Consider the following 25,714-nt stretch of genomic DNA (forward strand, 5'->3'; position numbering starts at 1 on the left):
AGATAGATGCCAAAGAGAAGTGATATACAGAGTATTATGATTATTGGTGCCGGTCCTATTATTATCGGACAGGCCTGTGAATTCGATTACTCTGGTGTGCAAGCGTGTAAAGCTCTGAAAGAAGAGGGTTATAGAGTCATCCTGGTTAATTCGAACCCGGCGACGATTATGACCGATCCGGAATTGGCGGATGCCACTTATATCGAGCCGATCGAGTGGAAAACTGTTGAAAGTATTATCGCCCAGGAACGCCCGGATGCGATTCTGCCGACAATGGGCGGGCAGACAGCACTGAACTGCGCGCTGGATCTGCACGACAAAGGTGTTCTGGAAAAATATGGCGTGGAATTGATCGGTGCGAATGCCGATGCAATCGACAAAGCGGAAAACCGCGACCGTTTCCGTCAGGCTATGCAGAAAATCGGCTTGGATATGCCGAAGTCTGCAGTGGCGCATAACATGGAAGAAGCCTGGAAAATTCAGGCAGAAGTCGGTTTCCCGACTGTTATTCGTCCATCTTTTACTCTGGGTGGTTCCGGTGGTGGTATTGCCTATAATAAAGACGAATTCGAACAGATCTGTAAATTCGGTCTGGATCTTTCGCCAACCAAAGAGTTATTGATTGAAGAGTCGATTCTGGGCTGGAAAGAGTACGAAATGGAAGTGGTTCGCGACCGCAACGATAACGCGATTATCGTCTGTTCGATCGAAAACCTGGATCCAATGGGGGTTCATACCGGTGACTCGATCACTGTTGCGCCTGCCCAGACTCTGACCGATAAAGAATATCAGATCATGCGTAACGCTTCTTTGGCGGTATTGCGTGAAATCGGTGTCGAAACCGGTGGTTCCAACGTTCAGTTTTCGATCAACCCGGAAACCGGGCGTATGATCATTATCGAAATGAACCCGCGTGTATCACGTTCTTCGGCGTTGGCGTCCAAAGCAACCGGCTTCCCGATTGCAAAAGTGGCGGCGAAACTGGCTGTAGGTTATACGTTGGACGAACTTCAGAACGATATTACCAACGGTGCGACGCCGGCTTCTTTCGAACCGACCATCGATTATGTCGTGACCAAGATTCCTCGTTTTACTTTCGAGAAATTCCCGCAAGCGCAACAACGCCTGTCCACGCAGATGAAGTCGGTAGGTGAAGTCATGGCGATGGGCCGTAACTTCCAGGAGTCTTTGCAAAAAGCGTTGCGTGGTTTGGAAACCGATAAAAACGGCTTGGACGAAATCATGCCTCTGGCCAGCATGGATGAGAAAGAGATCAAGGATACCTTGCGTCAGGAATTGCGCGATCCGGGCCCTGAACGTCTTTGGTATGTTGCGGATGCTTTCCGTGCCGGTTGGAGCCTGGAAGCGGTATTCGATACCTGTAAAATCGACCCTTGGTTTCTGGCGCAAATTAAAGAGTTGGTTGATATGGAAGACGATATTAAGCAACGCGGCCTGGATGCTTTGGACGAAATCAATCTGCGTAATATGAAGCGAAAAGGTTTCTCGGATAATCGTATTGCCAAATTGTTGAATACCGATGCGGCTTTGATTCGCAAATTCCGTCACACCTTGAATGTTCGTCCGGTCTTCAAGCGTGTCGATACCTGTGCGGCCGAGTTTGAAACTTCGACCGCTTACATGTATTCGACCTACGACGAAGAGTGTGAAGCGAATCCGTCGGATCGCGAAAAAATCATGGTTTTGGGCGGTGGTCCAAACCGTATCGGTCAAGGGATTGAGTTCGACTACTGCTGTGTTCATGCCGCGATGGCGATGCGTGAAGACGGTTATGAAACGATTATGGTCAACTGTAACCCGGAAACGGTTTCTACTGACTACGATACTTCTGATCGTCTGTATTTCGAACCGCTGACTCTGGAAGATGTGTTGGAAATCGTTGAAGTCGAACAGCCGAAAGGGGTGATTGTTCAATATGGTGGACAAACTCCGTTGAAACTGGCGGAAGATCTGGAAGAAGCGGGTGTACCGATTATAGGAACCTCGCCTGAATCGATCGATCTGGCGGAAGACCGTGAGCGCTTCCAAAAGATTCTGAATGATCTTGATCTGTTGCAACCACCTAACCGTACGGCTTCAAGCGCTGAAGAAGCTGCGACTCTGGCAAACGAAATCGGTTATCCGCTGGTGGTTCGTCCGTCTTACGTATTGGGCGGACGCGGTATGGAAATCGTCTATACCGAAACCGATCTGATGCGCTATATGAAAGAAGCGGTTAAAGTTTCGAATGATTCTCCGGTTCTATTGGATCGCTTCCTGGATGATGCCGTCGAGCTGGATGTCGATGCGGTGTGTGATGGTGAACAGGTTGTGATTGGTGGCGTTATGGAGCATATCGAACAGGCCGGTATTCACTCTGGTGACTCGGCATGTTCTCTGCCTCCGTACAGCATCTCTGATGAGATTCAGGATCGTATTCGCGATCAGGTTGAGAAAATGGCTAAGGCGTTGGGTGTTGTCGGTTTGATGAATACTCAGTTTGCGGTGAAGGGCGATGATATCTACGTTCTGGAAGTGAACCCTCGTGCATCGCGTACCGTACCTTTTGTGTCCAAAGCGATCGGTCAACCGCTGGCGAAAATTGCCGCACGTTGTATGGTAGGCCAGAAACTGGAAGAGCAAGGGTTTACTCAAGAAGTGAAACCTCAGCACTATTCGGTGAAAGAAGCGGTCTTCCCGTTCATCAAATTCCTGGGGGTTGATCCGATTCTTGGGCCGGAAATGAAGTCGACCGGTGAAGTCATGGGTATCGGAACCAGCTTTGCGCAAGCCTATGCGAAGGCGCAATTGGCTGCCGGCACGGTGTTGCCTCGTTCCGGTACTGCATTCTTGAGCGTACGTAAGGCCGATCGTGAAAGAGTGGTCGAATTGGCGAAACAGTTGATTGAGAAAGGCTTTAAAGTCGTTGCAACTCGTGGAACGGCGGCTTCTTTGAAGGAAGCCGGTGTCGAGTGTGAAGCGGTTAACAAGGTGACGGAAGGACGTCCGAATATTGTGGATTCGATTGTTAACGAAGAAATCGATCTGATCGTAAATACTTCGGACGGTTCGGTCAGTATTCAGGATTCTTCGAGCATCCGTCGTGAAGCTCTGATGCACAAAACCTGTTATACCACGACGATCGCCGGTGCGTTTGCGATGGTGGCAGCGATGGACTATTTGGACAATCAGCCGGTTTCGCGTCTGCAAAATATTCACTAAATTAACGATTAATCAGTCTATACAGCGCCAAAGCCTTTATCGGCTTTGGCGTTTGCGTTTACGGCAAGGTGGAATGAATTGCCGTAATATTGAGAAAAGAGGGCTAAGAACAATGAATAAACATCCTATGACAAAAGAAGGTGCGGATGCACTGCAAAGCGAATTAAACCGCTTGAAGAAAGAAGAGCGTCCGCGCATTACCGAAGCGATTGCCGAGGCCCGCGAGCACGGCGATTTGAAAGAAAATGCCGAATATCATGCCGCTCGTGAACAGCAGGGATTGATCGAAGCGCGTATTAAGCAGATCGAAAGTATTCTGTCGCATGCGCAGGTGATCGACGTGACAAAATTGAATGCCAACGGTAAAGTGGTTTTTGGAGCGACGGTGACTATCTTGAATATCGATACCGATGAAGAAGTGACCTATAAGATCGTCGGTAATGACGAAGCCGATATCAAACATTTTAAAGTCTCGGTAAACTCTCCTATCGCTCGTGCTTTAATAGGCAAGGAAGAAGGCGATGAGATTGTTGTGGAAGCACCTAGCGGGAATATCGATTACGAAATTCTTAGTGTGGAATATAGATAATTTAATGCTTTGATTTTTAAGCTGTTTGTTTGGTTTCTTTGCCTGTCGGTTGAATCCGTACCGCGGCATCTGGCGATAACTTTAATCATGCTTAATTTTAATCTTATGATGAATAAAAAATGTTTATAAGCATTTCATTATTTTCTAAGGTGATTCACTTGCAATTTAATTTGAAAAGCGGCAGAATTGACCCGTTTAAGCGACAAACGAAACTTCGGAGTTTATCTAAAATGAAACACTTAACACTAAAAGCGCTGTTTATCTCTGCAGTTGCTGCATTCTCAATGAATGCCCAAGCAGAAGACGTATACGGTCAATGCATCGCTGATGCTGAAAACGTAATTGCAACTGCTAAGAAAGAAGGCGGTCCTGCTGCACGTGCCATCGAGCAAAAAACAACTGTTGATCAATGTATGGCTGAATTGGCTAAGATTGAAGCGAAATACGGTGACAAAACTGTTGCGCTAAATCCTTCATACGTTATGACTCCTGAAGATCGCGCTAAGTGGGCGAAGCTGTTTGACGCTGTCGACGCTAAGAAATTCAAAGGTGTTCGTTACAGCATGGCTTCTTACTACCGTTAATTGTAGTTCGATCTCATGTGAAAAGCCGGTTTTTACCGGCTTTTTGTTTTTATGGCTGTAAGTGTTAGGAAATTCTTTTATGAGTAGTTCGCAAAGCAATCTTTTTTCCACTGTCTACGACTGTTTAATGGAAAACGATCTGGATCGCAAGATGAAGCGTCTGGACGGTTTGCTGGAAGGTTGGTCGGAAGATCGTTTTGAAATGACTCCACTTGAAGAAGTTCATCGGGTTCCTGATCCTGGCCGTCCGCAAAAACCGCAGTTGGTGCCGCCGAAAGACCTGCCGAAGAGAGGGCTGGGTACACCGGAAGGGCATGCGGCCTTGATGCACTCCATCGCACATATCGAATTCAATGCGGTCAATCTCGCGCTGGATGCGGTGTATCGTTTCCAGGATATGCCGAAAGCCTATTATCACGACTGGCTGGGTGTGGCAGGAGAAGAGTCGTTCCATTTTCAAATGATCCGCGAGCACCTCTATCACCTGGGTTATGAATACGGAGATTTCACCGCGCATGACGGTCTGTGGATGACGACATTTGAAACCGATCACGATCCATTGGTGCGTATGGCTCTGGTGCCGAGAACGCTGGAAGCCAGAGGGCTGGATGTGACGCCGCCGATGATTCAGAAATTGCGTGCAATTGGTGACAAACGCGGCGTGGAGATTCTGAAGATTCTTTTGCGTGATGAAATCGGTCATGTCGAGGTCGGCACCCGCTGGTTTCGTTATCTATGCGAACAGCTCGATTTAAACCCGTTTAAAGCGTTTCAGGATATTATTCAGACGTATTTTCATGGTGACTTGAGAGGGCCTTTCAATTACGAAGCGCGCGAACAGGCCGGTTTTTCCCAAGAAGAGATTGCATGGCTGAAAACTTTGTGAGTGCATCGACATCTTTGCTGAATGATGAGCAGCGTTTGCGAATTGCTCGCCGGCATGAAGATTCGATCCAGCGTTATGGTTATAAACCGCAGGCGCTCTACTGGAGCTCGAAGGAGATTCAGGAAATACGTTTCCATATGCTGTTTGATGGCATTCCGGAGGTTTTACGCTTCGGTAAGGAATTCACTTTGCTGGATGTCGGCTGTGGATTCGGCGATTTAGCGGATTATCTCTCAAGGCATGGAGTTTCCATTGACTATAGCGGTATTGATCTCGCTCCGGCCATGGTCACTGCTGCCAGAAACCTTCAGCCGCAAGGGAAGTTCTTTTGCGGTGATCTATTCGATGCCTCCTTTGCCGAAGAAAGTTTTGATTTCGTGGTTTTATCCGGCGCTCTAAACGAAGTGGTCGACTCTGCGATTGAGGGGCAGACCGGTCTCTATGCCAAAGCCGTTATTGCAAAAATGTTTGTCTTAAGTCGTAACGGTGTTGCTTTTAATCTGTTGGATCGGAGAAATGAGTGGGTTGCATCCCGTCCGGATTTGCAGAGTTTTTATCCTCAGGATATCGTCGAATATTGCCGAAGTTTCTGTTCTCATGTAGAGTGGCGCGATGACTATCTGGATAACGATTTTACCGTTTATCTGTATAAATGAACTGTGGTTGAACTTGCGTGAATAAAGCAAATGCATTTCATATCGGTATTGATCTGGGCGGAACCAAGATCGAAATTATTGCCCTAGATGCAAGTGGAGAGCAGATTTACCGTAGGCGTGTCGATACGCCGAAAGGTGATTATCCGGCAACGGTCGATGCCATTGTTTCCTTGATTAATCAATGTGAAGAGGCGTTGAATGGCCGTGGTACGATTGGAGTCGGTATTCCGGGTGCCGTATCGCGTAAAACCGGACTGATTAAAAATGCCAATTCTACCTGGTTGATCGGCGAAGATTTACAGGGTGATTTAACGACGGCGTTGCAACGCCCGGTTGCCTTACAGAATGATGCCAACTGTTTTGTGCTATCTGAAGCGGTAGATGGTTCGGCTGCCGGCGCTCAGTGCGTTTTTGGCGTGATTATCGGTACCGGGTGCGGCGGTGGAATCGTCTTTGGCGGGCAAGTGATCAGCGGAGTCAATGCCATAGGTGGAGAGTGGGGGCATAACCCGCTGCCCTGGTCGTGTGAAGAAACGCAATTGGACTGTTATTGCGGTCTTATCGGCTGCAATGAAACGTTTCTGTCCGGGAGTGGCTTGGAACGTCATTACCAGCAGCGTAGCGGCAAGAATTTAACAGCCAAACAGATTGAAGCGGCTGCTTTACAGGGCGATGAAACGGCTGAAAAACTACTGGATGATTATGTTATCTGGCTGGCCAAAGGACTGGCTGCGGTGATTAATGTTGTTGATCCGGATGTGATCGTGTTGGGCGGCGGCATGTCCAACTTTTCCCGCTTGTATGCAGAAGTCCCAACGATCTGGCATCAATGGGTGTTCAGCGATCAGGTCGATACCCGATTGGTGGCGCCGAAATTCGGTGATTCCAGTGGAGTCAGGGGTGCGGCCTGGTTAGGTAAATCGGCACTCTGAACGAGCAGATACTCGGGCAGGTAGTTTAAAACAATCCTGGAATGACCTTTTTAATTAGGAAAAATGCATGAGAACACTTTCTAGTTTGCAGGAACTTGATGAAATGAAAATGCAGAGCGAAGCTCTGATGGTGCTGTTCGGCGGTACCGAGTGCAATGTCTGTCACGTTGTCAAACCCAAGTTGCAGGAGCTGATCGGAGAACGTTATCCAAAAATGCAGCAGGTGTACATCGACTGTCACCAAACTACGGATATTTGTGCGCAAAACGGCATTTTCTCTCTACCGGTTGTGCAGATCTTTTTTGGCGGTCAGAAATTTATTGAAGAAGTACGCAGTTTCAGCGTTGCTAAAGTGGCCGACGAAATAGCCCGTCCTTATTCAATGATGTTCAACGAAGTCTAAAGGTCTGATCGGTTTTAGCGCTTACCATCGCCGCCGGCTTTGATCAGTACGCGATCCAGCAGTCGCGTCGGCAAGATACGCTTAAGTACTGCAAAGATTCGCGTCGGCACTGTAACAGGGTAACGGATAGCAGCACGTTTCTTTTGCAAGGCATCCACAACTGCTGCCGTCACTGCTTCAGGGCCCAAGGTGAAAGGGGCACTCGGTCCCACCGTTTCCAAACGATTAATCATTGCCTGGTATTGGGCGTGGTGATCACTGTTCTCTGGTCTGATCCAACGTTTGAATTGCGCAAAAGCGTTGCTGCGGAATTGCGAAATAATCGGCCCCGGTTCGATTAGCACGACTTGGATATTATCTTTTTTGACTTCCAAACGCAGAGTGTCGGCAAAGCCTTCAATCGCAAATTTACTGGCATTATAGGCGCCGCGGTATTGCATGGCGGCAAAGCCGAGAATTGAGCTGTTATAAAGTACCTTGCCATATCCTTGTCTGCGCATGATCGGAATAACTAAGTTGGTCAATTCCTGAGTGCCGAAGACATTGGTTTCAAACTGAAAACGCATCGCCTCGCGGCTCAAATCTTCCACTGCACCGGGAACGCCGAACGCGGCATTGTTGAATAGAGCATCCAATTTCCCACCGGTCAGTTGTAGAGCTTCTTCCAAGCCTTGGCGAACCGAATGACTATCGCTGATATCCATCTGGACACAACTTAATCCTTCCTTGCGCAGTTGTTCGACATCTTCGGCCTTTCGTGCGCTGGCAATGACCTGGTAACCGAGTTGATGCAGGTGAATGGCACAGTGGCGTCCGATACCGCTGGAACATCCGGTAATTAAAATACTACTGGGTGGTTTTAAAGAAGTGTTCATACTGAACCTCTAAGTCGGATCGAGAGGTGACGATCGGGAGAGAAAAGGGAGGCCGAACGCAATTTACGTCCGGCAAAAGGGGATTAAGCGTTTTGCTCTGCTTGTGCGGCAGCGATATCTTTATGGACCTGTTCCATATCCAGCTCTTTCAGCTGTTTGATACCTTCTTCCAGAGCGCTTCCTGGAATTGCACCCGGGTTTGAGAAAACAACGATTTTTTCACGCATGAAAACCAAAGTCGGGATAGAACGAACCTGGAACATGCCTGCCAGCTCCTGTTCTTCTTCAACGTTTACTTTACAGAAGGCAATGTCAGGGTGTTTTCCTGAAACTTCTTCGAAGACCGGACCGAACTGTTTACAAGGTCCGCACCACTCAGCCCAGAAATCAAAAATAACGATGTCGTTGTTGGTGATGGTATCTTCGAACTGTTCGGTTTTTAGGTCGATAACGGCCATGATAGCTCCTTTTTTGGAATACATTTTCAAATTGAGACCGCGTTATTGTAACAATTGGGCCCCATTCTTGGAGGTTTTTAAACAAAAAGGCATTGATAGGGAAATGCCTTTAAGCTTTATGGATTAGCGCAGCAAATTCTACTGTTACAAGCTGGGATTCCCGCCTTGGGTCAAGAGCGCCGGATCAAGGTATTTTTTTAAAGTCTCTTCATCCAGATCCGTCATTTCCAGGGCAACCTCCAGAACCGGACGATTAGAAGCATAGGCTTCCTTGGCAATGGCGGCGCCTTTCTCGTAACCGACGACCGTGTTGAGTGCGGTAACCAGAATCGGGTTGACGTCTAACGCCTTTTTCAGGTGATCCTGATTAACGGTAAAACCTTTAAGGGCCAGATCGGCAAGCTGAATCGAAGCGTTTGCGGCGATTTCCAGGCTTTGCAGCAGATTTAAAGCGATCATCGGCAGCATTACATTCAATTGGAAGTTGCCTGCCTGTGCTCCAATGGTAATGGCGGTGTTATTTCCCATGATTTGCGCGGCAACCATACAAACCGCTTCCGGAATAACCGGATTGACTTTCCCGGGCATTATCGAGCTTCCCGGTTGCAGAGCCGGTAGTTGAATTTCTCCTAATCCAGCGAGAGGACCTGAGTTCATCCAGCGCAGGTCATTGGCGATCTTCATTAAACTGGCAGCTAGAACATTTAGCTGACCGCTCAATTCCAAGGCTGTGTCCTGAGAACTCAAACCGACAAACAGGTTATCCATCGGCTCGAAGTGGATTGCAGTAATGGTAGCCAGATTGGCACAGACCAGACGGCTGAATTGCGGGTCGGCGTTGACGCCTGTTCCGACCGCTGTGCCGCCTTGAGGCAGTTTTTGAATGCGTTTCTGAGTGTCCGACAGGCGAAGAATATTATCTTCGATCTGCGCTCTCCAGCCGGCAAGTTCCTGGCTTAAACGCACCGGCATCGCATCCATCAAGTGAGTACGACCGGTTTTAACCACGTCTTTCAGTTCTACTTCACGATCGGCGATGATCTCGCACAAATGGCGCAGAGCCGGCAGCAATTTTTCTTCCAGAGCGATGGCAGCCGCAACGTGGATTGTGGTTGGAATCACGTCATTGGAGCTTTGACTCATATTAATATCGTCGTTTGGGTGAACTTTTACGCCGGTTAACTGTTCCGCCAAGCTTGCCAGAACTTCGTTTGCATTCATGTTGGTGCTGGTTCCGGAACCGGTCTGGAATACGTCGATAGGGAATTGCTGCAAGTAATTACCTTGGATGACGGCTTTGGCAGCGGTTTGAATTGCATCCGCTTTTTGTTCACTGAGCAGCCCCAGTTCCAGGTTGCTGTCCGAGCAGGCAAATTTTACGTAGCAAAGCGCGTCGATAAAGCTCTTTGGCAGAGGTGTGCCGCTGATCGGGAAATTGTTGATTGCTCTTTGTGTTTGAGCACCGTAGAGAGCGTCGGCTGGAACTTCAAGGGTTCCCATGCTGTCGCTGACGAATCGAGTAGAATTGGTCATAAGATTATTGATGATAATTTAGTGGAATTGTAAACATTAAAATTTTATGGGGATTTAGGCGAATCTGTAGTGGATTCACTTATAAATTGCTACTATTCTACGCATCTTTTTTATAAAAGAACAGTGTGCCGCGAGAGCGAAAAAGATCGTTGTTGCCGCAGAATGACGGCTCATTAAAAATGGGTTGGTAGTTCAATACGCTGATTTCTTTATCCTTGCCGAAAAATTAACCTTTTTTTCTAAAGTTTTGCTTAAGGTTGGCGATATAAGATATCAGATTAAAGGATTAGGCCGGGATTTCGGGTGTTCCCAGCTTAAAACGAATTCGTTTTTTCTGTATACAGGTGCTTTTTAGCCTGAAGATTCCTGAAATTTATTCGGGGTTCGTTAAAATAAACAATTAGTTACGCTTTGTTTCTATTACAATTAATGGATTAAAAGATAATAATAAGAACAAAAGGGTAAATGCGAACCGTTTTCGAATGGAAGGGTGAGAATTTAAATAGCATCTTTTACCCAAAATATATTCTGGTGGGAATAAAAAATTATGACTGATAAAATTTCTATTGTTTTAGCGGAAGAGCAGGCATTGGTTCGTGCAGGAATCAAGGCGGTTCTGGAAAATGATGCCAATATCGAGATCGTCGGAGAGGCGGTTGACGGTATTGAGTGTCTGGAATTAATTCGCGCCTATAAGCCTAAAATGGTATTGCTTGATTTGAGCTTGCCGCGTCTGACCGGGATCGGTGTCATTTCACATATCCATAAGCGTTATGCGGATACCAAGGTATTTGTCTTGTCTGATGCCAATATGGGCAGTGTCTGGCAAGAAGCGTTTGAACTTGGTATTAACGGTTCTGCGATGAAAAGTATTTCCGTAGACGGCCTGTTGGCTGCCGTACACCAGGTTGCCGCCGGTGATGACTATATTGACCCTGCCGTGCAGGCGATTATCGATTCAGCCGATTTGGAAAACAAGAAAGTTCTATCGATTCGCGAAAAACAGGTAGTTAAATTGGTTGCCGAAGGTTACAAAACCAAAGCGATCGCTGAACTGTTGGAGATCAGTGACCGTACTGTCTCTAAACATCGTGAGAATTTGATGACCAAAATGGGCGCGACTTCTACTGCAGAGCTGACTAATTACGCTAACCAATCCGGTTTGACCAAAGTTGAGTTAAGCGAAATCGAATAAGCTGTTTTCGAACAATTAAGACGACTGTTAGAGCCGCCCGTGAGCCGAGAGTTCTGGGCGGTTTATTTTTGATGGAGAAATGATTATGGCCGATACTTTTGCAGTGAGCGCCTCAGGTCGACGCAAACACCCTCGTGTAAGTATCAAGGGTATTCGTCTGTTTTATAAAGATAAAGAATATGCCATCAAGAATATCAGTTCGGGGGGTATGGCATTTTTTTCTTCCGGTGAAGAAACTTTCGATGCCGGACAAGAGATCGAGTTTGACCTGAACAGTGAACTGCTGGACGGTTTCTTTTCCTAAAAGCAAAAGTCGTGAATACTTCCGGTGATCTGGTGATGGTTGAATTTACCAGCTTCAACCCTAACGGAAAGAAACTACTCGATCGTTTGATTGAAAATTACCTGACCGGAGAACTGGAAGAAAACCAGAAATTATTAACATCGGTCATGGGTTTTCGCGATGTAGAGTCGGAGCAGAAACGTAACCGCCAGAGAAATTATCTTTCCTTCGCAATGTCTTCGCTGATGGTGGTCGTTGCGGTTTATCTGGTTTGGCATCTGATTTCGGTTATTCGTCCCGATTATTCCATGGTCACTAAAGAGGTGACGGAGTTACGCTCGCCGGTTGAAGGTAAGGTTAATTTTAACGGGTTGCAGGAAGGGCAGTTGCTCACCGCCGATCAGGAGATGTTCCGTTTCCAAAACAAAGAAGTCGAGCGTGACCGCCGGGCTTTGATGACACAGATTCGTGTGCTTGAAACGCAGATCGATACTAAAGAAAAACAGTTGGGTGATGCGCAGGCGATTTTAAGTAATCATATCAAGACGCTGCAAACCAGCGAGACCAATGCATTGGCTTATTTGCAGTATCTGCGCGACCAGATTAAAAACGCACGAACCACTTCCGATGCGTATCGGAATTTAAAAGGCGCAACCAGCAAAATTGATTATCTGTCGAGTGTGAACGATTATCTGGCTCTGCAGGTTGAATATGAGCAGGCTAATAACGTGCTGGCTAATATTCAAAGTGATATACGTAATGCGAGAAACGGTTTTTACTCTAAAAACGGTATTTTTGAAGAGTCGTTCGCTTCGCCGAAGAAAATTAAACGGGAATTGGAACAGATCACAGTTACTCTGAACGAGCAAAAAGGCGCGCTCAAGGATATGGACGACTCGGTGTATATCAAAAGTCTGCATAAGGGGATGTTGGACAAAATTCTGGTTGAATCCGGAAACGGTGTAACTAACGGGGAAGTTCTGGCTTTGATTTCTCAACCGAGTAGCAAGAAATTCATTGTATCGGTAATCGATGCGCAAAAAGCCGAGCGAATCAGTGAAAATTCCAAAGTGACCGTCAAGATCAACCAAAAAGAAGTGCCGGCTAAGATTGTTAAATTAAAACACAGTTACAAGCAGTTATTCTTTACCGATCAAGGTGGAATTATCTACGGTTTGGACAGCTTGCGTTCTCCTGGAAAGAGCTTCGTATTTATCGAGGTGGCCTCGTCTGACCTGAAGGACCTTGAAATCGGCACGCCTTTGGAGGTTCGTATCGACTCGAGGATTCAGGATTGGCTAATCTAAACTATTCGGATGGCATGGCCAGCCAGATTTACTATGCAGCGGTGCTGTTTTTGCTGGTCAGTCTGGCGATCTACTACATCCCTGGTGATGTCTGGTACAGCGATGCCAGCAATTATTTCTGGCTGATCGGAGTGATTGCCGTCTGGCGTTATTCCTGGAAACTGCTCAATTTGGGGCGAGCCTTACTCTACAAACATACCGTCTATCCGTTCATCAAATCGCAAGCGCTGAAAAATTACCGTGATCCGCAAGCGTTGTATGTTTTGATTACTAGCTACCGAATGGACCCGAAAATGAATTTCAGGGTCTATCAGTCGTTGGTAGAAGAGGCTCAGGCGTTAAATTGTCCGGTGCATATCGTGGCTTTGATTACCGATGAAGCCGATCTGAGAATTTTTAAGATTCTCCAGTCGCATATCGAACATAAGCAGAACATCTTTTTTCACAACATCTTTCAGAAGGGAACCGGTAAACGCTCGGCGATGTATGACGGTTTGAAATTTATCAAAGAGCTTGGACCGCCGCCTAAGGCTCCGGTAATTTTTATGGATGGTGATACCATGGTCGGTAAGGATGCGATCAAAAACGCCTACGCGGTTTTGAATAACGACGCCAAGTTGGGTGCGGTCACCACTAATAACCGCGCTCTGGTTCAGGATGATCGCAGTTTTGTGCGCGAATGGTATCGATTGCGCATGATGAACCGCGACATGTATATGAGTTCGCACTCTTTATCCCGAAAAGTATTGGTACTGACCGGGCGTTTTTCGATGTTTAAGGCGCAGGTGGTGATGTCCAACGAATTCATCCAGAGCATCAATTTCGATATGATCGACCACTGGCGTCTGCAGAAGGTGCGGATGTTGACCGGGGACGACAAGACGACTTGGTTTTATACCTTGAAAGCCGGGTGGGACATGCTCTATCTGCCAGACACCTATGTTTATCCGATAGAGGTGTTGCCGAAACGAAACTTTTTCGCTTCTTCAATTTCTTTGACCCAGCGCTGGTCGGGAAATATGCTGCGCAATAATTATCGAGCGCTGCGACTCGGTTGGAAAAAGTTAAATATTTTTCCATGGATTGCAGTATTGGATCAGAGGATCTCGATCTGGACGACCTTATCGGGACCGCTATTTGCAACCGCGATTATGGTGTGGCAGAGTGCAGACTTCTTTTGGGTGTACCTGTTGTGGATTATCGTCTCGCGCTTTTTTCAATCGATGTTGCTGTTTATCAGTTGCGGACAATTCCATCCGGTGCATATTATGCTTCTGTTCTACGATCAGTTTATGGGATCGATCGTAAAAAGTTTTAATACCTTTTTTCTCGATCGGCAACGCTGGGAGCGACACAATACCGGTCGTATAAACGATCAGCAGAAAAACCTTGGTTCGGGGGTTATGTGGGTTGCGTCGATGGTGTTTATTTTCGTGGCGATTATCTATGTTATCGTCAACACCCCGAGTTTGGTGTTGATCAGATAGAAAAAAGAAAAAGCCCTCGAGAAAGAGGGCTTGATCTAAATTAGATGGAAGGCTTATTCTTCGGAAGTTTCCTGTTTTTCGGCAGAACTCATATGCGTTTCTTTGAACTCGTTTAGCAATTTCTGCACTTCCTGATAAGTCTGCTCGACTGTATCGGCAATCGAACCTTCATAAACATTCAAATCGCCAAGAAAGCCTTTCGCCTCGGCGAAACCCTGCTCGATACCTCCGCCGATTACCTCGACAAAACGCTCGATGAGCGCATCGCCTTCCAATTCTGGATGAGCATTCTGAAAGGCACCCAGAAATGCAGTTGAACCCTGCACAATTCGTCCGGCGGTATTTTCCGGGCTCCAGTAATCCATGCCACCTTGTTCTTCCAGACGTTTTTGGCTGATTAAAGGTTCCGCCTGGGGATCAAGACCTAGATCGGCACTGAGTTGTTCGTTCAGTTTCTCGATTGCACTTTGATAGGTAATTTTCAACGCGTTTTGCTTGGCGTTTTGCGGATCGGCAAATAAATGCTCAACCAGGCTCGCCTGGGTCTGGATTTTGATGTCGTTGACTTCCAAGGAAAACTCTTGATCCGAAGCGCTCTTTTCTACATTAGTGTTTTGTTGCACGCCGGTTGAGTTTTTATAGACTGCAGCACCGCCGATTCCTTTGAGGTTATCCATAGCTGGCTCCTTGCACCTGACGGTGCAGATTAATAGTAGGTTGTTTATTCCGATAACTATTTATCGGCTGAAGAATGCTTTTCTGAAGTTAATATTCGACATGCTTCAATCATGGGCTGTTCGCTTGATCGAGAGAATTTTGCAGGCAAAAATATCGAAAAATGGTACAATTTCATACTTTGTTTTAGCTTTTAGGGAAGCAATTAAATGGAATTGAATCCGATCTATTCTCGTATCGATGATTACCGCCAAAGAACCGATGTTCTAAGGGGGTATCTTTGACTTCGATGTGAAGTCAGAGCGCTTGGTGGAAGTTAGCCGCGAGCTGGAGGATCCGAATATCTGGAACGATCCGGAACGTGCTCAGGCGTTAGGAAAAGAAAAATCTCAGCTGGAAAATATAGTCAATACCATCAATGATCTGGAAGGGGGCTGTGAATCTTCTAAAGAGTTGTTGGAAATGGCTGAGATGGAAAACGATCAGGAAATGGTCGACGAAGTTGTCGGAGAATGCGATCGTTTAGGCGAATTGATCGATAAGCTGGAATTCCAGCGTATGTTCAGCGGCGAGCTGGATGCCAATAACTGCTATCTGGAAATTCAGGCCGGTTCCGGCGGAACCGAAGCGCAGGATTGGGCCAATATGTTGCTACGTATGTATCTGCGCTGGGCCGATTCTCACAGTTTTAAAGCGGAGATTGTCGAGATCACTGCCGGGGAAGTCGCCGGTATTAAAGGTGCGACGGTGCATGTTCAAGGCGATTACGCTTACGGCTGGTTGAGAACCGAAACCGGGGTACATCGTCTGGTGCGCAAATCGCCTTTCGATTCCGGCAATCGCCGCCATACATCCTTTTCATCGGTGTTTATTTCTCCGGAAATCGACGATAGTTTTGAGATCGAGATCAATCCGGCGGATCTGCGTATCGATGTATACCGTGCGTCGGGTGCCGGTGGTCAGCACGTTAACCGAACCGAATCGGCGGTGCGTATTACTCACTTGCCGACCAATACTGTGACTCAGTGCCAGAACGGCCGTTCCCAGCATCAGAATAAGGCTGAAGCGATGAAGCAGCTGCGTGCCAAATTATATGAGTTGGAAATGCAGACGAGAAACGCTGAGAAGCAGGAGTTGGAAGATTCTAAAGCGGATATCGGCTGGGGAAGTCAGATCCGCTCTTACGTTCTGGACTCCGGACGGATTAAGGATCTGCGTACCGGCGTAGAAACCGGTAACACTACTGCGGTTCTCGACGGCGAACTTGACGCCTTTATCGAGGCGAGCCTGAAAGCAGGAATCTAGTTTTTCAGGGGCTGCGGATGAACGGCAGCCTAATGGTAGAGTTTCCCGAACGAAGCTTTTAAAATAACCGGGTTTTTAAAATTTTTAGTGCTGCATGGCGGCGAAATTACGAGAGATATTTGAAGATGTCAGACAACCAAGTAACGACAGCGGAAGTGGATGAGAATAAAATCATTGCCGAACGTCGTGCCAAATTAGCGACCCTGCGCGAGCAAGGACACTCTTATCCGAATCACTTCCGTCGCGAGAATAGTGCTGCGGATTTGCAGGCTCAGTACGGTGAAATGGATAAGGAGGCTTTAGCGGAAGCGGAACCGGTTCGTGTCAAGGTTGCCGGTCGTATGATGTTGCGCCGTATTATGGGGAAAGCCAGTTTTGCAACTCTGCAGGATCACACTGGGCGTATTCAGATTTACGTGACTCGTGACGAATTGCCGGAAGGTTTTTATAACGGGCAGTTTAAAAAATGGGATTTGGGTGACATCGTCGGTGCCGAAGGTTATCTGTTCAAGACCAATACCGGTGAATTGTCGATTCATGTCGAAAATATCGAATTGATCACGAAGTCGATTCGTCCTCTGCCGGATAAATTCCACGGTTTGCAAGATCAGGAAGTTCGTTATCGTCAGCGTTATATCGACTTGATCGTTAATCAGGAAAGTCGTGAAACGTTTCTGCTGCGTTCGAAGATCGTACAGCATGTACGTGATTTTCTGATTCGCAAGAACTTTATGGAAGTGGAAACTCCTATGATGCACGTCATCCCGGGTGGCGCAACTGCCAAGCCGTTTGCCACGCATCACAACGCTTTGGATATGCCTTTGTTCTTGCGTATCGCTCCTGAGCTATATTTGAAGCGTCTGGTTGTCGGTGGTTTCGAGCGTGTTTTTGAAATCAACCGTTCGTTCCGTAATGAAGGATTATCGACGCGTCATAATCCTGAATTCACCATGGTGGAATTCTATGCGGCCTATACCGACTATCATCAGCTGATGGATTACACCGAGGAGCTGTTGAAAGAGTTGGCGGAAATGGCGATTGGATCGACTACGGTTCCGTATCAGGGTCAGGAATTTGACTTCGGTAAGCCGTTTGCTCGCTTGACTATGAAGCAAGCGATTATGCAATACAACGAAGGCGTTACTGCTGAGCAGTTGGAAAATTTTGAATCGGCGAAAGCTTTGGCAGAGTCTTTGAATATCAAGGTTGACGAAGGTTACGGCCTAGGGAAAATTCTTACCGAGATCTTTGAAGAGACTGCCGAGCATCGTCTAATGGATCCAACTTTCATTACCGAATATCCGGCGGAAGTGTCGCCTCTGGCACGTCGTAATGATGCAGATCCGTTTATTACCGACCGTTTCGAACTGTTTATCGGTGGGCGTGAACTGGCCAACGGCTTCAACGAGTTGAATGACGCCGAAGATCAGGCGGAGCGTTTCAAAGCGCAGGTTGCCGCTAAAGATGCCGGTGACGACGAAGCGATGCATTACGATGAAGACTATATCACTGCGCTGGAACACGGTATGCCGCCGACGGCCGGTGAAGGAATCGGTATTGACCGTCTGGTCATGTTGTTTACCGACTCGGCATCGATTCGTGATGTTCTGCTCTTCCCGCATATGCGTCAGTCTTAAAGTTTGTAATAAAGGCGCTTGTTTCAAGCGTCTGAATAATAAAAAACCGGTTCGACGAATGTCTTACCGGTTTTTTATTATCAGCCGATCAGATTGTCAGCTTAATCTTCATCGGTGATTGAATAAGGCAGGGGTTCGATTCTTGCCGGATTACCGTTTTCGGTTTTAAGGTGCTCTCCTTCGGCGGCACCCAGCGATTTCAAAGTACCTACTGCCAGACACAGAATCCCGCTGAAAATATCCGGACGAACCTGCATGATGTTCAAGGTGTGGGTTTTACCGTTATCGTCTTGCAGTTTCAGTTCGTCTCCGGCCGACAAGGGCATATCTTCTTCAATATGCAGGCGCAGCATGCGTTTGGTGACTTTGCCTCGATAATGGATACGGGCAATGATCTCCTGTCCGGGAAAACAGCCTTTTTTAAAACTGATTGCATCGAATTTGTCCAGATTCAGGAACTGAGCGGTAAATTTTCCGCTGGTTTCGCTGCTGACTTCGGGAATTCCGGCTGCGATATTGAGAAGCTTCCAGTCAAACGAGTTGGTCAGGTCACAGTTGGCGCGGATTTGATTCCATGCTTCAATCATCTGCTCGGCCGGTCCGAAAAGTTCATAGCGGTGGTAAGGTCCCGGAACCTTGACCGCCAGGATGTCTTGCATGATTTCATCGTCGACCATCGCGGCTTCAAAGAGGTTCTTGATTTTGGTGTTCATGCGGCGTTGCATATCGACGTCGCCGAATTCTCCGGCAAAACCGACATGGATCAGCTGACCGGAAACGTCTTCGATGGCGACGTCCGAACGCAACACAAACATGCTAAGACGTTTTTTGATCGCCTCCAGTAGTGAACCGTCAAAGCTAAGATAGAAATCGCCTTTATATTGGAAAACCAGAAAGTTTGCCAAGACATTGCCCTGAGGATCGCAATATGCCGAAAACTGGGCTTTTTCCGCACTGACGTCTTTCAGGTCGGCAGTCAATTGCCCTTGCAGGAAATTAAATGCGTCATTGCCGGATACTTTTAACAGAGCCTGGTGAGTCAAGCTGGTCATTACAGGTCCGTTTTTGATTAGAAAGCGCTCCAGTTCAGGGTGACCGAAAGAGGTAATTCTGCCGGTGTCGTCGAATTGCGCATTAAAAGACTGTAAAAAGTTTAACCAGGTTGAATCCAGTGTGCTTTGCATAACCGTTTCCTTTGTAGATGCCCGAAAAATTGTAAGTGGCGCTATATTTTAATTGGGCGAATGATACCCTAAAGCGCTTACCGGGTAAAATTTACGCGCTTTTTATATTATTGAAATCATTGAAACCTTGTTTTCTTTGGCACTCGAAGCTCCGAATCGTTAAAGAGGTTTGGTTTGTGGCCGATACTTTTATAAGGTCGACTAAGAGTATTTTAAAGGGGGCATTATCGTGTTTCAGCAAGCTTATCTCACCTTCGGTATCGGAACGGAGCTTTATGGGGTTAATATCCTTCAGGTTCAGGAAATTCGCAGCTGGCAAACCCCGAATCCATTGCCGAATGTCCCCGCCTATGTAAAGGGAGTGATTGATTTGCGAGGGACCGTCGTGCCGATTATGGACTTACGAGAACGTTTCGGTCTTGCACCAAGTTACGATCCGACAACGGTGGTGATTGTTGTCAGCATCGAATTCCACGGCAGCAGCAGAGTGGTCGGTTTAGTGGTCGATCGTGTTTCCGATGTGCACGAATTTTCTCAACAGGCCGTTCAGCCGCCTCCTGATGTCAGCCAGGTCGAGCAGCAGTATATTTTGGGTTTGGCAACGATCGAAGATGCCGGTAATCCAGGTACGGCTAACGGAAAAATGGTGATTTTACTGCAGCTGGAACAGCTGGTGACTCAAGGCCTGATGAATCAGGTGAACCGTAATCTAAGCGACGAACCTCAAATTCACGAGGCTCGGGCTTCATAATTCCGAGCTGGGTATTTTTATTTATTTTTCGGCTTGGTATTTGGTGTCAGAATCGTCGGTTTGGCACGTTTTAGTTTTTTCGGATAGTCGAGGTTATAGTGCAGGCCACGACTTTCTTTTCTTTTTTGAGCACTTTTCACCATCAATTCGGCGACCAGAGCAAGATTGCGCAGTTCCAGCAGGTCGCTGGACAAAGTATGCTGATGGTAGTATTCATCGATTTCTAGCTGCAGCTGGCGAATCCGCTGGCGAGCGCGCTTCAAGCGTTTGCTGGTACGGACGATACCGACATAATCCCACATAACACGGCGCAATTCATCCCAGTCATGGCTGATGAGGATTTTCTCTTTGGCATCGGTCGTTCCGGTGCTATCCCATGGTTCCGGTGCTTCCGGAGGGCAAGGTTTGTCTTGGAACGCTTTTTCAATACTCAAGTGCGCCATCTTGGCAAATACCAGACCTTCCACCAGTGAGTTGCTTGCCAGACGGTTGGCGCCATGCAGACCGGTATAGGCGGTTTCACCGATGGCATAGAGTCCGGGCAGGGTGGTACGACCTTCCAAATCGGTGACCACACCGCCGCAAGTGTAATGCGCTGCCGGAACGACCGGGATTTGTTGTTTGGTTATATCGATCCCGACCTTAAGGCAGCGTTCGTAAATTGTAGGGAAATGATTGCGAACGAAATCGGCCGGTTTATGGGTGATGTCCAGATAGACACAATCGATACCGTGTTTTTTCATCTCTTGGTCGATTGCGCGCGCAACTATATCCCGCGGTGCCAAGTCGGCTCTTTTATCGTATTGACTCATAAAAGCCGTGCCGTCTGGCAGGCGTAAAATACCGCCTTCACCACGAACCGCTTCGCTAATCAGAAAGGAGCGATCCTGCGGGTGATACAGACAAGTCGGGTGAAACTGGTTGAACTCCAAATTACCGACGCTGCAACCGGCACGCCAGGCCATGGCAATACCGTCACCGGTCGAAGTGTCGGGGTTGCTGGTATAGAGATAGGCTTTCGATGCGCCGCCGGTTGCCAAAACCGTAAATTGTGCACAGATGTCAAATACCTGACCGGCAGATTTATCGAGAACATAGGCCCCGGTACAGTGATTACGTTCTTTATTGAGAATCAGGTCGATACTGATATGTTCCGGTAGTAGCGAGATATTTGGGTGGTTTTGAACCTTGCTGATCAGGGTGCTGGAAACCGATTGACCGGTGTGGTCGGCGGCGTGAATCACGCGACGATGACTATGTCCACCTTCCTGGGTCAGGTGGAAAGGATAGCTTGAATGGCGGTCAGGATCCAGACTGAATGGTACGCCAAGTTCGATCAACTCTTCGATGGTTTCTCTCGCCTGACTGGCGACGATCGCGACCGCATTCGGATCGCACAACCCGGCACCGGCATTCTGAGTGTCCTTAATATGGGCTTCGATACTGTCAAACGGGTCCAGAACGCCGGCGATTCCACCTTGGGCGTAATTGGTACTGCCTTCGGTCAACGCGGCTTTGGCAAGGACTGTGACCCGGTGTTTTTCCGCTAGCTTTAGAGCGATGGATAGACCTGCGATTCCACTGCCGATAATCAGAACGTCGGTAGATAGGCTGTAAGCGGAAGATACGGTCACGAAGTCCTCTGTGTCATGTGCTGTTATAATGCGTGAATATTAGCATATTCTATAGAATGACGTCTGTCGGATAAATAAATTTGATCGCTTTTTAGCGAGGAAGAAAAATGGCCAACGAATTGAAAAATCAAATAGATCCGATGCATTCCGAAGCTTCGGGCGATGAACTTTATGCAGAGGCGCAGGTTGTAAAAGTAGACGCTGATTCGGTTTGGGTGCTGCCGCAACGCAAGTCGGCCTGCGGCAGTTGTTCGTCGGAAAGCTGCGGTAGCGGATCCCTGGCAAAATTATTTAATCGTCAGCAGAGCAAACCGCTGAAACTGCCTAAAACACTGGAATGCCGTCCGGGTGACTGGGTTAATCTCTCCATAAATCAGTCACGATTGGTCCAATATTCGTTTTTGGCCTATGGTGTACCATTAATTGGACTCTTTAGTTTTGCCATCCTTGGAAAATGGCTGGTGGAACACTATTTACAACATGCTGGCGGCATGACGGATTTAGGAGCCATAGTCGGTGGTTTTGGCGGACTCTTGCTCGGATGGTGGGCAACTCGAATATGGTCGAAACCGGTTAAACCGAGACTTGTATCCGTAAGTCGTAATTAAAAATATTAAAGGAAGTGGGTATGAAGGGGATGAGTATGAAAAAAACGTCGCTTTTTTCTGTCTTTTTCTTAACGTTATGGATTTTGTTTGCACCGTTTGCTGTGCAGGCAGCAACAACCAATGCATTCGGTTTGCCGGATTTCACCGAACTGGCTGAACAGAATAATAAGGTAGTCGTGAATATCAGTACTACCAAAAGCGTAAAAAGATCGATGCAGCCTCAATTCCGCGGTATGCCGGAAGACATGCTGCGTTTCTTCTTCGGTATTCCGGGTAACCCTCAGGGACCGCAAGGGCCTCAAGGACCGCAGGGCGAAGCGCCTAAAGAAGAGATTCACTCCCTTGGTTCCGGCTTTATTATCAGCGAAGACGGTTACATTCTAACCAATAACCATGTAATTGACGGTGCCGACGAAGTAATCGTACGCATGCGTAATCGTAAAGAGCTGAAAGCGAAAGTAATCGGTTCCGATCCGCGTACCGATGTGGCATTGTTGAAGATTGATGCCGATGGTCTTCCTTTCGCCAAAATCGCTAAAGACAGACCGCTGAAGGTCGGTCAGTGGGTCTTGGCGATCGGTGAGCCGTTCGGCTTGGATTATACGGTAACCCACGGTATTGTCTCGGCGCTTGGGCGCGCTCTTCCAGATGACACCTATGTGCCGTTTATTCAGACCGACGTACCGATCAATCCGGGTAACTCGGGCGGCCCGTTATTTAATCTGGATGGCGAAGTTGTCGGGATTAACTCGCAGATTTATTCGAAAAGCGGCGGCTCTATGGGGCTTTCCTTCTCGATTCCGATCGACATCGCAATGAATGTAGTCGATCAGCTGCGTGCAACCGGTAAGGTCGAGCGTGGATATCTTGGGGTTCAGGTCCAAGAAGTAACCAGTGATTTGTCAGAATCGTTCGGCTTGGAAAAACCGATGGGTGCACTGGTTGGCGAAACCTTCCCGGATACGCCGGCTGCAAAAGCGGGGATTGAAGCCGGTGATATTATTCTTGAATTCAACGGTCAGCCGATTGTCAAGTCTACCGATTTGCCGCCGATTGTCGGTGTGACTCCGGTCGACGAGAAAGTCAAAGTGAAGTTGCTTCGTCAAGGTAAAGTGAAATGGATTACGGTTAAGCTGGCTTCTTTAGATAAGGCGGCTAACGTTGCCGAAGGCAGTGGCGGTGGTTTCAGTAGTAACCGACTGGGCGCCAAGGTGGAAAACCTTTCGGAAAAACAGCTGCAGGATTTAAAAATTCCGTTTGGTGTGCTGATTACCGATGTCGAAGGTGGTGCTGCGAGCAAGGCCGGTTTGAGATCGGGCGATGTTCTGGTCACCATCGACTTTAAGGCGGTGCGCAATGTCGATGAGTTGAATAAGCTGCTGAAAACTTTACCGGCCAAGCGTTCTCTACCGGTCAGAATTGTGCGTAACAACCGTTCAATGTTCTTGCCGTTGATTCTAGAGAAGTAGCCGATGATTTAATCGGTGCTTGGCATGTTAAATTACTTTGATTTAGCGTAAAATAGGCGCAATTTCATTGTAACCAAATCCGGTGACGGCAAAGCGAAGGTGCTAGCGCAAGCCTTACCGGATACTACAAGGGGCATGAGCCCCTTTTTTTATAGTGGTTTTTACCCCCGATAAGGCGTGAACAGATCCGGCTTAAGGCGAGGTTTTAGACCATTTAAAGGTTTAATTTTTTAAATGTCAGACAACTTGAAACGAATTCGAAATTTTTCAATTATTGCTCATATCGACCACGGTAAATCAACAATTGCCGACCGATTCATCCAGGTTTGCGGCGGTTTGACCGAACGTGAAATGGCCGCACAGGTTCTAGACTCGATGGATATCGAGCGTGAACGCGGAATTACCATCAAAGCGCAAAGTGTTACCCTTAATTACAAAGCCAAAGACGGTGAAACCTACCAGCTGAACTTCATCGACACTCCGGGGCATGTGGACTTCTCCTATGAGGTCTCGCGTTCACTGGCGGCTTGCGAAGGTGCCTTGCTGGTTGTCGATGCCTCTCAAGGAGTGGAGGCGCAAACCGTTGCCAACTGTTATACGGCGATCGAGCAAGGTTTGGAAGTGCTGGTTGTTTTGAATAAGATCGATCTGCCGGCCGCGGATCCTGAGCGCGTTATCGAAGAAGTTGAAGATATTATCGGTATTGAAGCGGCGAATGCGGTCCACGCCAGTGCCAAGGCCGGGATCGGCATTGAAGAGACTTTGGAAGACATCGTTAATAAGATTCCGCCGCCGCAAGGCAACCCGGATGGCCCTTTGAAAGCCTTGATTATCGATTCATGGTTCGATAACTATCTAGGTGTCGTCTCTTTGGTGCGTGTTATCGACGGTAAGATCGGTAAGAAGACCAAAATGAAGGTAATGTCGACCAAAGAAGAGTATCTGGTCGACGATGTGGGGATATTTACTCCGAAGCGTACCAGTAAGCCGTACTTGGAAGCGGGTGAGGTAGGTTATGTTATCTCCGGAATTAAAGACATTGACGGTGCGCCTGTCGGGGATACTTTATGCGATGCCTCTCAACCTGAAGTGGAAGCGCTACCAGGATTCAAACCGGCGCAACCTCGCGTATTCGCAGGTTTGTTTCCGATCTCTTCGGAAGATTATGAAGATTTGCGCGAATCCTTGCGTAAGTTGCGCTTGAACGATGCGGCACTGCATTTTGAACCGGAAACGTCCGAAGCGCTTGGTTTCGGTTTCCGTTGCGGTTTCCTCGGTATGCTGCACATGGAAATCATTCAAGAGCGCCTGGAGCGTGAATACAATCTTGATTTAATTACTACGGCGCCGACGGTCGTATACGAAGTTTTGACCAAATCGGGCGAGACGCTGAGAATCGATAACCCGTCCGAGTTGCCTGATCCGAGTGTGATTGCCGAAGTTCGCGAACCGATTATCCAGGCCAATATTCTTGTGCCGAACGAATATGTCGGTGCGGTGATGAAACTGTGTATCGAGAAACGCGGTATCCAGAAAGATATGCAATATTCAGGCGGTCAGGTTTCGATCAATTATGAGCTGCCTTTAAATGAGGTGGTTTTGGACTTCTTTGATCGTTTAAAATCATGTAGTCGCGGTTATGCTTCGATGGATTATGAATTCCGCCGTTTCCAAGAGGGGGATCTGGTGCGAATGGATTTCCTGGTCAACGGCGAAAAAGTGGATGCCTTGGCGGTAATCGTGCACCGCAGTTTTGCGGTCCAGCGCGGTAAGATCATTATCGAGAAGTTGCAGAAGGTTATTCCTCGTCAGATGTTCGACGTGGCGATTCAGGCGGCGATCGGTGCGAAAGTGATCGGTCGTGCCAATGTTAAAGCCTTGCGCAAAAACGTAACCGCGAAATGTTACGGCGGTGACGTGTCGCGTAAGAAGAAACTATTACAGAAACAGAAAGAAGGTAAAAAACGCATGAAGTCGATCGGTAGTGTCGAACTGCCGCAAGAAGCGTTTTTGGCTATTTTGGATACGGGAGAGTCCTAAG

General features: G+C 47.6%; 23 protein-coding genes. 17 read left to right on the forward strand and 6 right to left on the reverse strand.

Translation table 11 applies throughout. From position 1 onward, the window contains the following. Positions 1-6: 6 nt before the first annotated feature. The 7 genes from carB to H8792_RS06065 all read left to right on the forward strand — a co-directional run bounded on the left by carB (position 7) and on the right by H8792_RS06065 (position 7,272). Positions 7-3,222: a carbamoyl-phosphate synthase large subunit gene (carB, locus tag H8792_RS06035; protein WP_185978042.1), complete on the forward strand. Its 3,216-nt coding sequence runs from the start codon at positions 7-9 to the stop codon at positions 3,220-3,222. Between the two features lie 112 nt (positions 3,223-3,334). After that, complete coding sequence (gene greA, locus H8792_RS06040; RefSeq protein ID WP_185978043.1) at positions 3,335-3,811, forward strand: transcription elongation factor GreA; 477 nt, start codon at positions 3,335-3,337, stop codon at positions 3,809-3,811. A 230-nt stretch (positions 3,812-4,041) separates the two neighbouring features. Further along, a complete protein-coding gene (locus H8792_RS06045) occupies positions 4,042-4,395 on the forward strand; it encodes a hypothetical protein (protein ID WP_185978044.1) in 354 nt (117 codons plus the stop codon). Between the two features lie 79 nt (positions 4,396-4,474). Further along, entirely contained in the window at positions 4,475-5,281 is an 807-nt protein-coding gene (locus tag H8792_RS06050) for a ferritin-like domain-containing protein (RefSeq protein WP_407701667.1), read from the forward strand. After that, positions 5,263-5,937 carry a class I SAM-dependent methyltransferase gene (locus H8792_RS06055; RefSeq protein WP_185978045.1) on the forward strand — a complete coding sequence of 225 codons (675 nt, stop codon included), beginning with the start codon at positions 5,263-5,265 and terminating at the stop codon, positions 5,935-5,937. Before H8792_RS06050 ends, H8792_RS06055 begins: the two co-directional genes overlap by 19 nt. 17 nt (positions 5,938-5,954) lie before the next feature. Then, positions 5,955-6,869 (forward strand): ROK family protein, encoded by a 915-nt coding sequence (locus H8792_RS06060; protein WP_324187599.1) that lies wholly within the window; start codon positions 5,955-5,957, stop codon positions 6,867-6,869. A 67-nt stretch (positions 6,870-6,936) separates the two neighbouring features. Further along, a complete protein-coding gene (locus tag H8792_RS06065; protein ID WP_185978046.1) occupies positions 6,937-7,272 on the forward strand; it encodes a thioredoxin family protein in 336 nt (111 codons plus the stop codon). A 14-nt stretch (positions 7,273-7,286) separates the two neighbouring features. Here H8792_RS06065 and H8792_RS06070 read toward each other — a convergent pair whose 3' ends face one another. The 3 genes from H8792_RS06070 to H8792_RS06080 form a co-directional block, all read right to left on the reverse strand. After that, on the reverse strand, positions 7,287-8,147 hold the full coding sequence (locus H8792_RS06070; RefSeq protein ID WP_185978047.1) for an SDR family NAD(P)-dependent oxidoreductase: 861 nt from the start codon (positions 8,145-8,147) through the stop codon (positions 7,287-7,289). Between the two features lie 83 nt (positions 8,148-8,230). Then, positions 8,231-8,605 (reverse strand): thioredoxin, encoded by a 375-nt coding sequence (trxA, locus tag H8792_RS06075; protein ID WP_185978048.1) that lies wholly within the window; start codon positions 8,603-8,605, stop codon positions 8,231-8,233. Positions 8,606-8,749: 144 nt separating this feature from the next. Further along, positions 8,750-10,138 (reverse strand): class II fumarate hydratase, encoded by a 1,389-nt coding sequence (locus H8792_RS06080; protein ID WP_185978049.1) that lies wholly within the window; start codon positions 10,136-10,138, stop codon positions 8,750-8,752. Positions 10,139-10,685: 547 nt separating this feature from the next. Here H8792_RS06080 and H8792_RS06085 point away from each other — a divergent pair. From H8792_RS06085 to H8792_RS06100, 4 genes are all read left to right on the forward strand, one after another. Next, a complete protein-coding gene (locus H8792_RS06085) occupies positions 10,686-11,333 on the forward strand; it encodes a response regulator (protein ID WP_185978050.1) in 648 nt (215 codons plus the stop codon). Positions 11,334-11,418: 85 nt separating this feature from the next. Continuing rightward, entirely contained in the window at positions 11,419-11,637 is a 219-nt protein-coding gene (locus H8792_RS06090) for a PilZ domain-containing protein (RefSeq protein WP_185978051.1), read from the forward strand. An 11-nt stretch (positions 11,638-11,648) separates the two neighbouring features. Next, positions 11,649-12,923 (forward strand): hypothetical protein, encoded by a 1,275-nt coding sequence (locus tag H8792_RS06095; RefSeq protein WP_185978052.1) that lies wholly within the window; start codon positions 11,649-11,651, stop codon positions 12,921-12,923. Further along, the gene (locus H8792_RS06100; RefSeq protein WP_185978053.1) at positions 12,911-14,410 is read left to right on the forward strand and encodes a glycosyltransferase; all 1,500 of its coding nucleotides are present in this window, start codon (positions 12,911-12,913) and stop codon (positions 14,408-14,410) included. Before H8792_RS06095 ends, H8792_RS06100 begins: the two co-directional genes overlap by 13 nt. Positions 14,411-14,463: 53 nt before the next feature. On the opposite strand, the gene H8792_RS06105 is transcribed toward H8792_RS06100, so the two are convergent. Further along, entirely contained in the window at positions 14,464-15,087 is a 624-nt protein-coding gene (locus tag H8792_RS06105) for a DUF5610 domain-containing protein (RefSeq protein ID WP_185978054.1), read from the reverse strand. A gap of 207 nt (positions 15,088-15,294) precedes the next feature. Here H8792_RS06105 and prfB point away from each other — a divergent pair. Together prfB and lysS are read left to right on the forward strand one after the other, a co-directional pair. Beyond that, positions 15,295-16,390 (forward strand): peptide chain release factor 2 gene (gene prfB, locus H8792_RS06110; RefSeq protein WP_185978055.1). Its coding sequence is split into 2 segments (ribosomal slippage): positions 15,295-15,366 and positions 15,368-16,390, totalling 1,095 coding nucleotides; the frame shifts between segments, so codons are not numbered across the junction. A gap of 125 nt (positions 16,391-16,515) precedes the next feature. Beyond that, complete coding sequence (lysS, locus tag H8792_RS06115; RefSeq protein WP_185978056.1) at positions 16,516-18,027, forward strand: lysine--tRNA ligase; 1,512 nt, start codon at positions 16,516-16,518, stop codon at positions 18,025-18,027. Between the two features lie 101 nt (positions 18,028-18,128). Here the strand turns inward: lysS and ygfZ are convergent, their stop codons facing one another. Further along, positions 18,129-19,211 (reverse strand): CAF17-like 4Fe-4S cluster assembly/insertion protein YgfZ, encoded by a 1,083-nt coding sequence (gene ygfZ / locus H8792_RS06120; RefSeq protein ID WP_185978057.1) that lies wholly within the window; start codon positions 19,209-19,211, stop codon positions 18,129-18,131. A 229-nt stretch (positions 19,212-19,440) separates the two neighbouring features. On the opposite strand from ygfZ, the gene H8792_RS06125 reads away from it, so the two are divergent. Continuing rightward, a complete protein-coding gene (locus H8792_RS06125) occupies positions 19,441-19,962 on the forward strand; it encodes a chemotaxis protein CheW (protein ID WP_324187600.1) in 522 nt (173 codons plus the stop codon). Between the two features lie 17 nt (positions 19,963-19,979). Here H8792_RS06125 and nadB read toward each other — a convergent pair whose 3' ends face one another. Then, positions 19,980-21,596 (reverse strand): L-aspartate oxidase, encoded by a 1,617-nt coding sequence (gene nadB, locus H8792_RS06130; RefSeq protein ID WP_185978058.1) that lies wholly within the window; start codon positions 21,594-21,596, stop codon positions 19,980-19,982. A 107-nt stretch (positions 21,597-21,703) separates the two neighbouring features. On the opposite strand from nadB, the gene H8792_RS06135 reads away from it, so the two are divergent. The 3 genes from H8792_RS06135 to lepA all read left to right on the forward strand — a co-directional run bounded on the left by H8792_RS06135 (position 21,704) and on the right by lepA (position 25,713). After that, positions 21,704-22,204, forward strand: a complete 501-nt coding sequence (locus H8792_RS06135) for a SoxR reducing system RseC family protein (RefSeq protein WP_185978059.1) — start codon at positions 21,704-21,706, stop codon at positions 22,202-22,204. A gap of 35 nt (positions 22,205-22,239) precedes the next feature. Beyond that, positions 22,240-23,673 carry a DegQ family serine endoprotease gene (locus tag H8792_RS06140; protein ID WP_228766972.1) on the forward strand — a complete coding sequence of 478 codons (1,434 nt, stop codon included), beginning with the start codon at positions 22,240-22,242 and terminating at the stop codon, positions 23,671-23,673. 234 nt (positions 23,674-23,907) lie between these two features. Then, positions 23,908-25,713 carry a translation elongation factor 4 gene (gene lepA, locus H8792_RS06145; protein ID WP_185978061.1) on the forward strand — a complete coding sequence of 602 codons (1,806 nt, stop codon included), beginning with the start codon at positions 23,908-23,910 and terminating at the stop codon, positions 25,711-25,713. Position 25,714: the final 1 nt, after the last annotated feature.

Origin of the sequence: Thiomicrorhabdus heinhorstiae (genome assembly GCF_013391765.2) — a bacterium.
GTDB classification, from domain to species: domain Bacteria; phylum Pseudomonadota; class Gammaproteobacteria; order Thiomicrospirales; family Thiomicrospiraceae; genus Thiomicrorhabdus; species Thiomicrorhabdus heinhorstiae.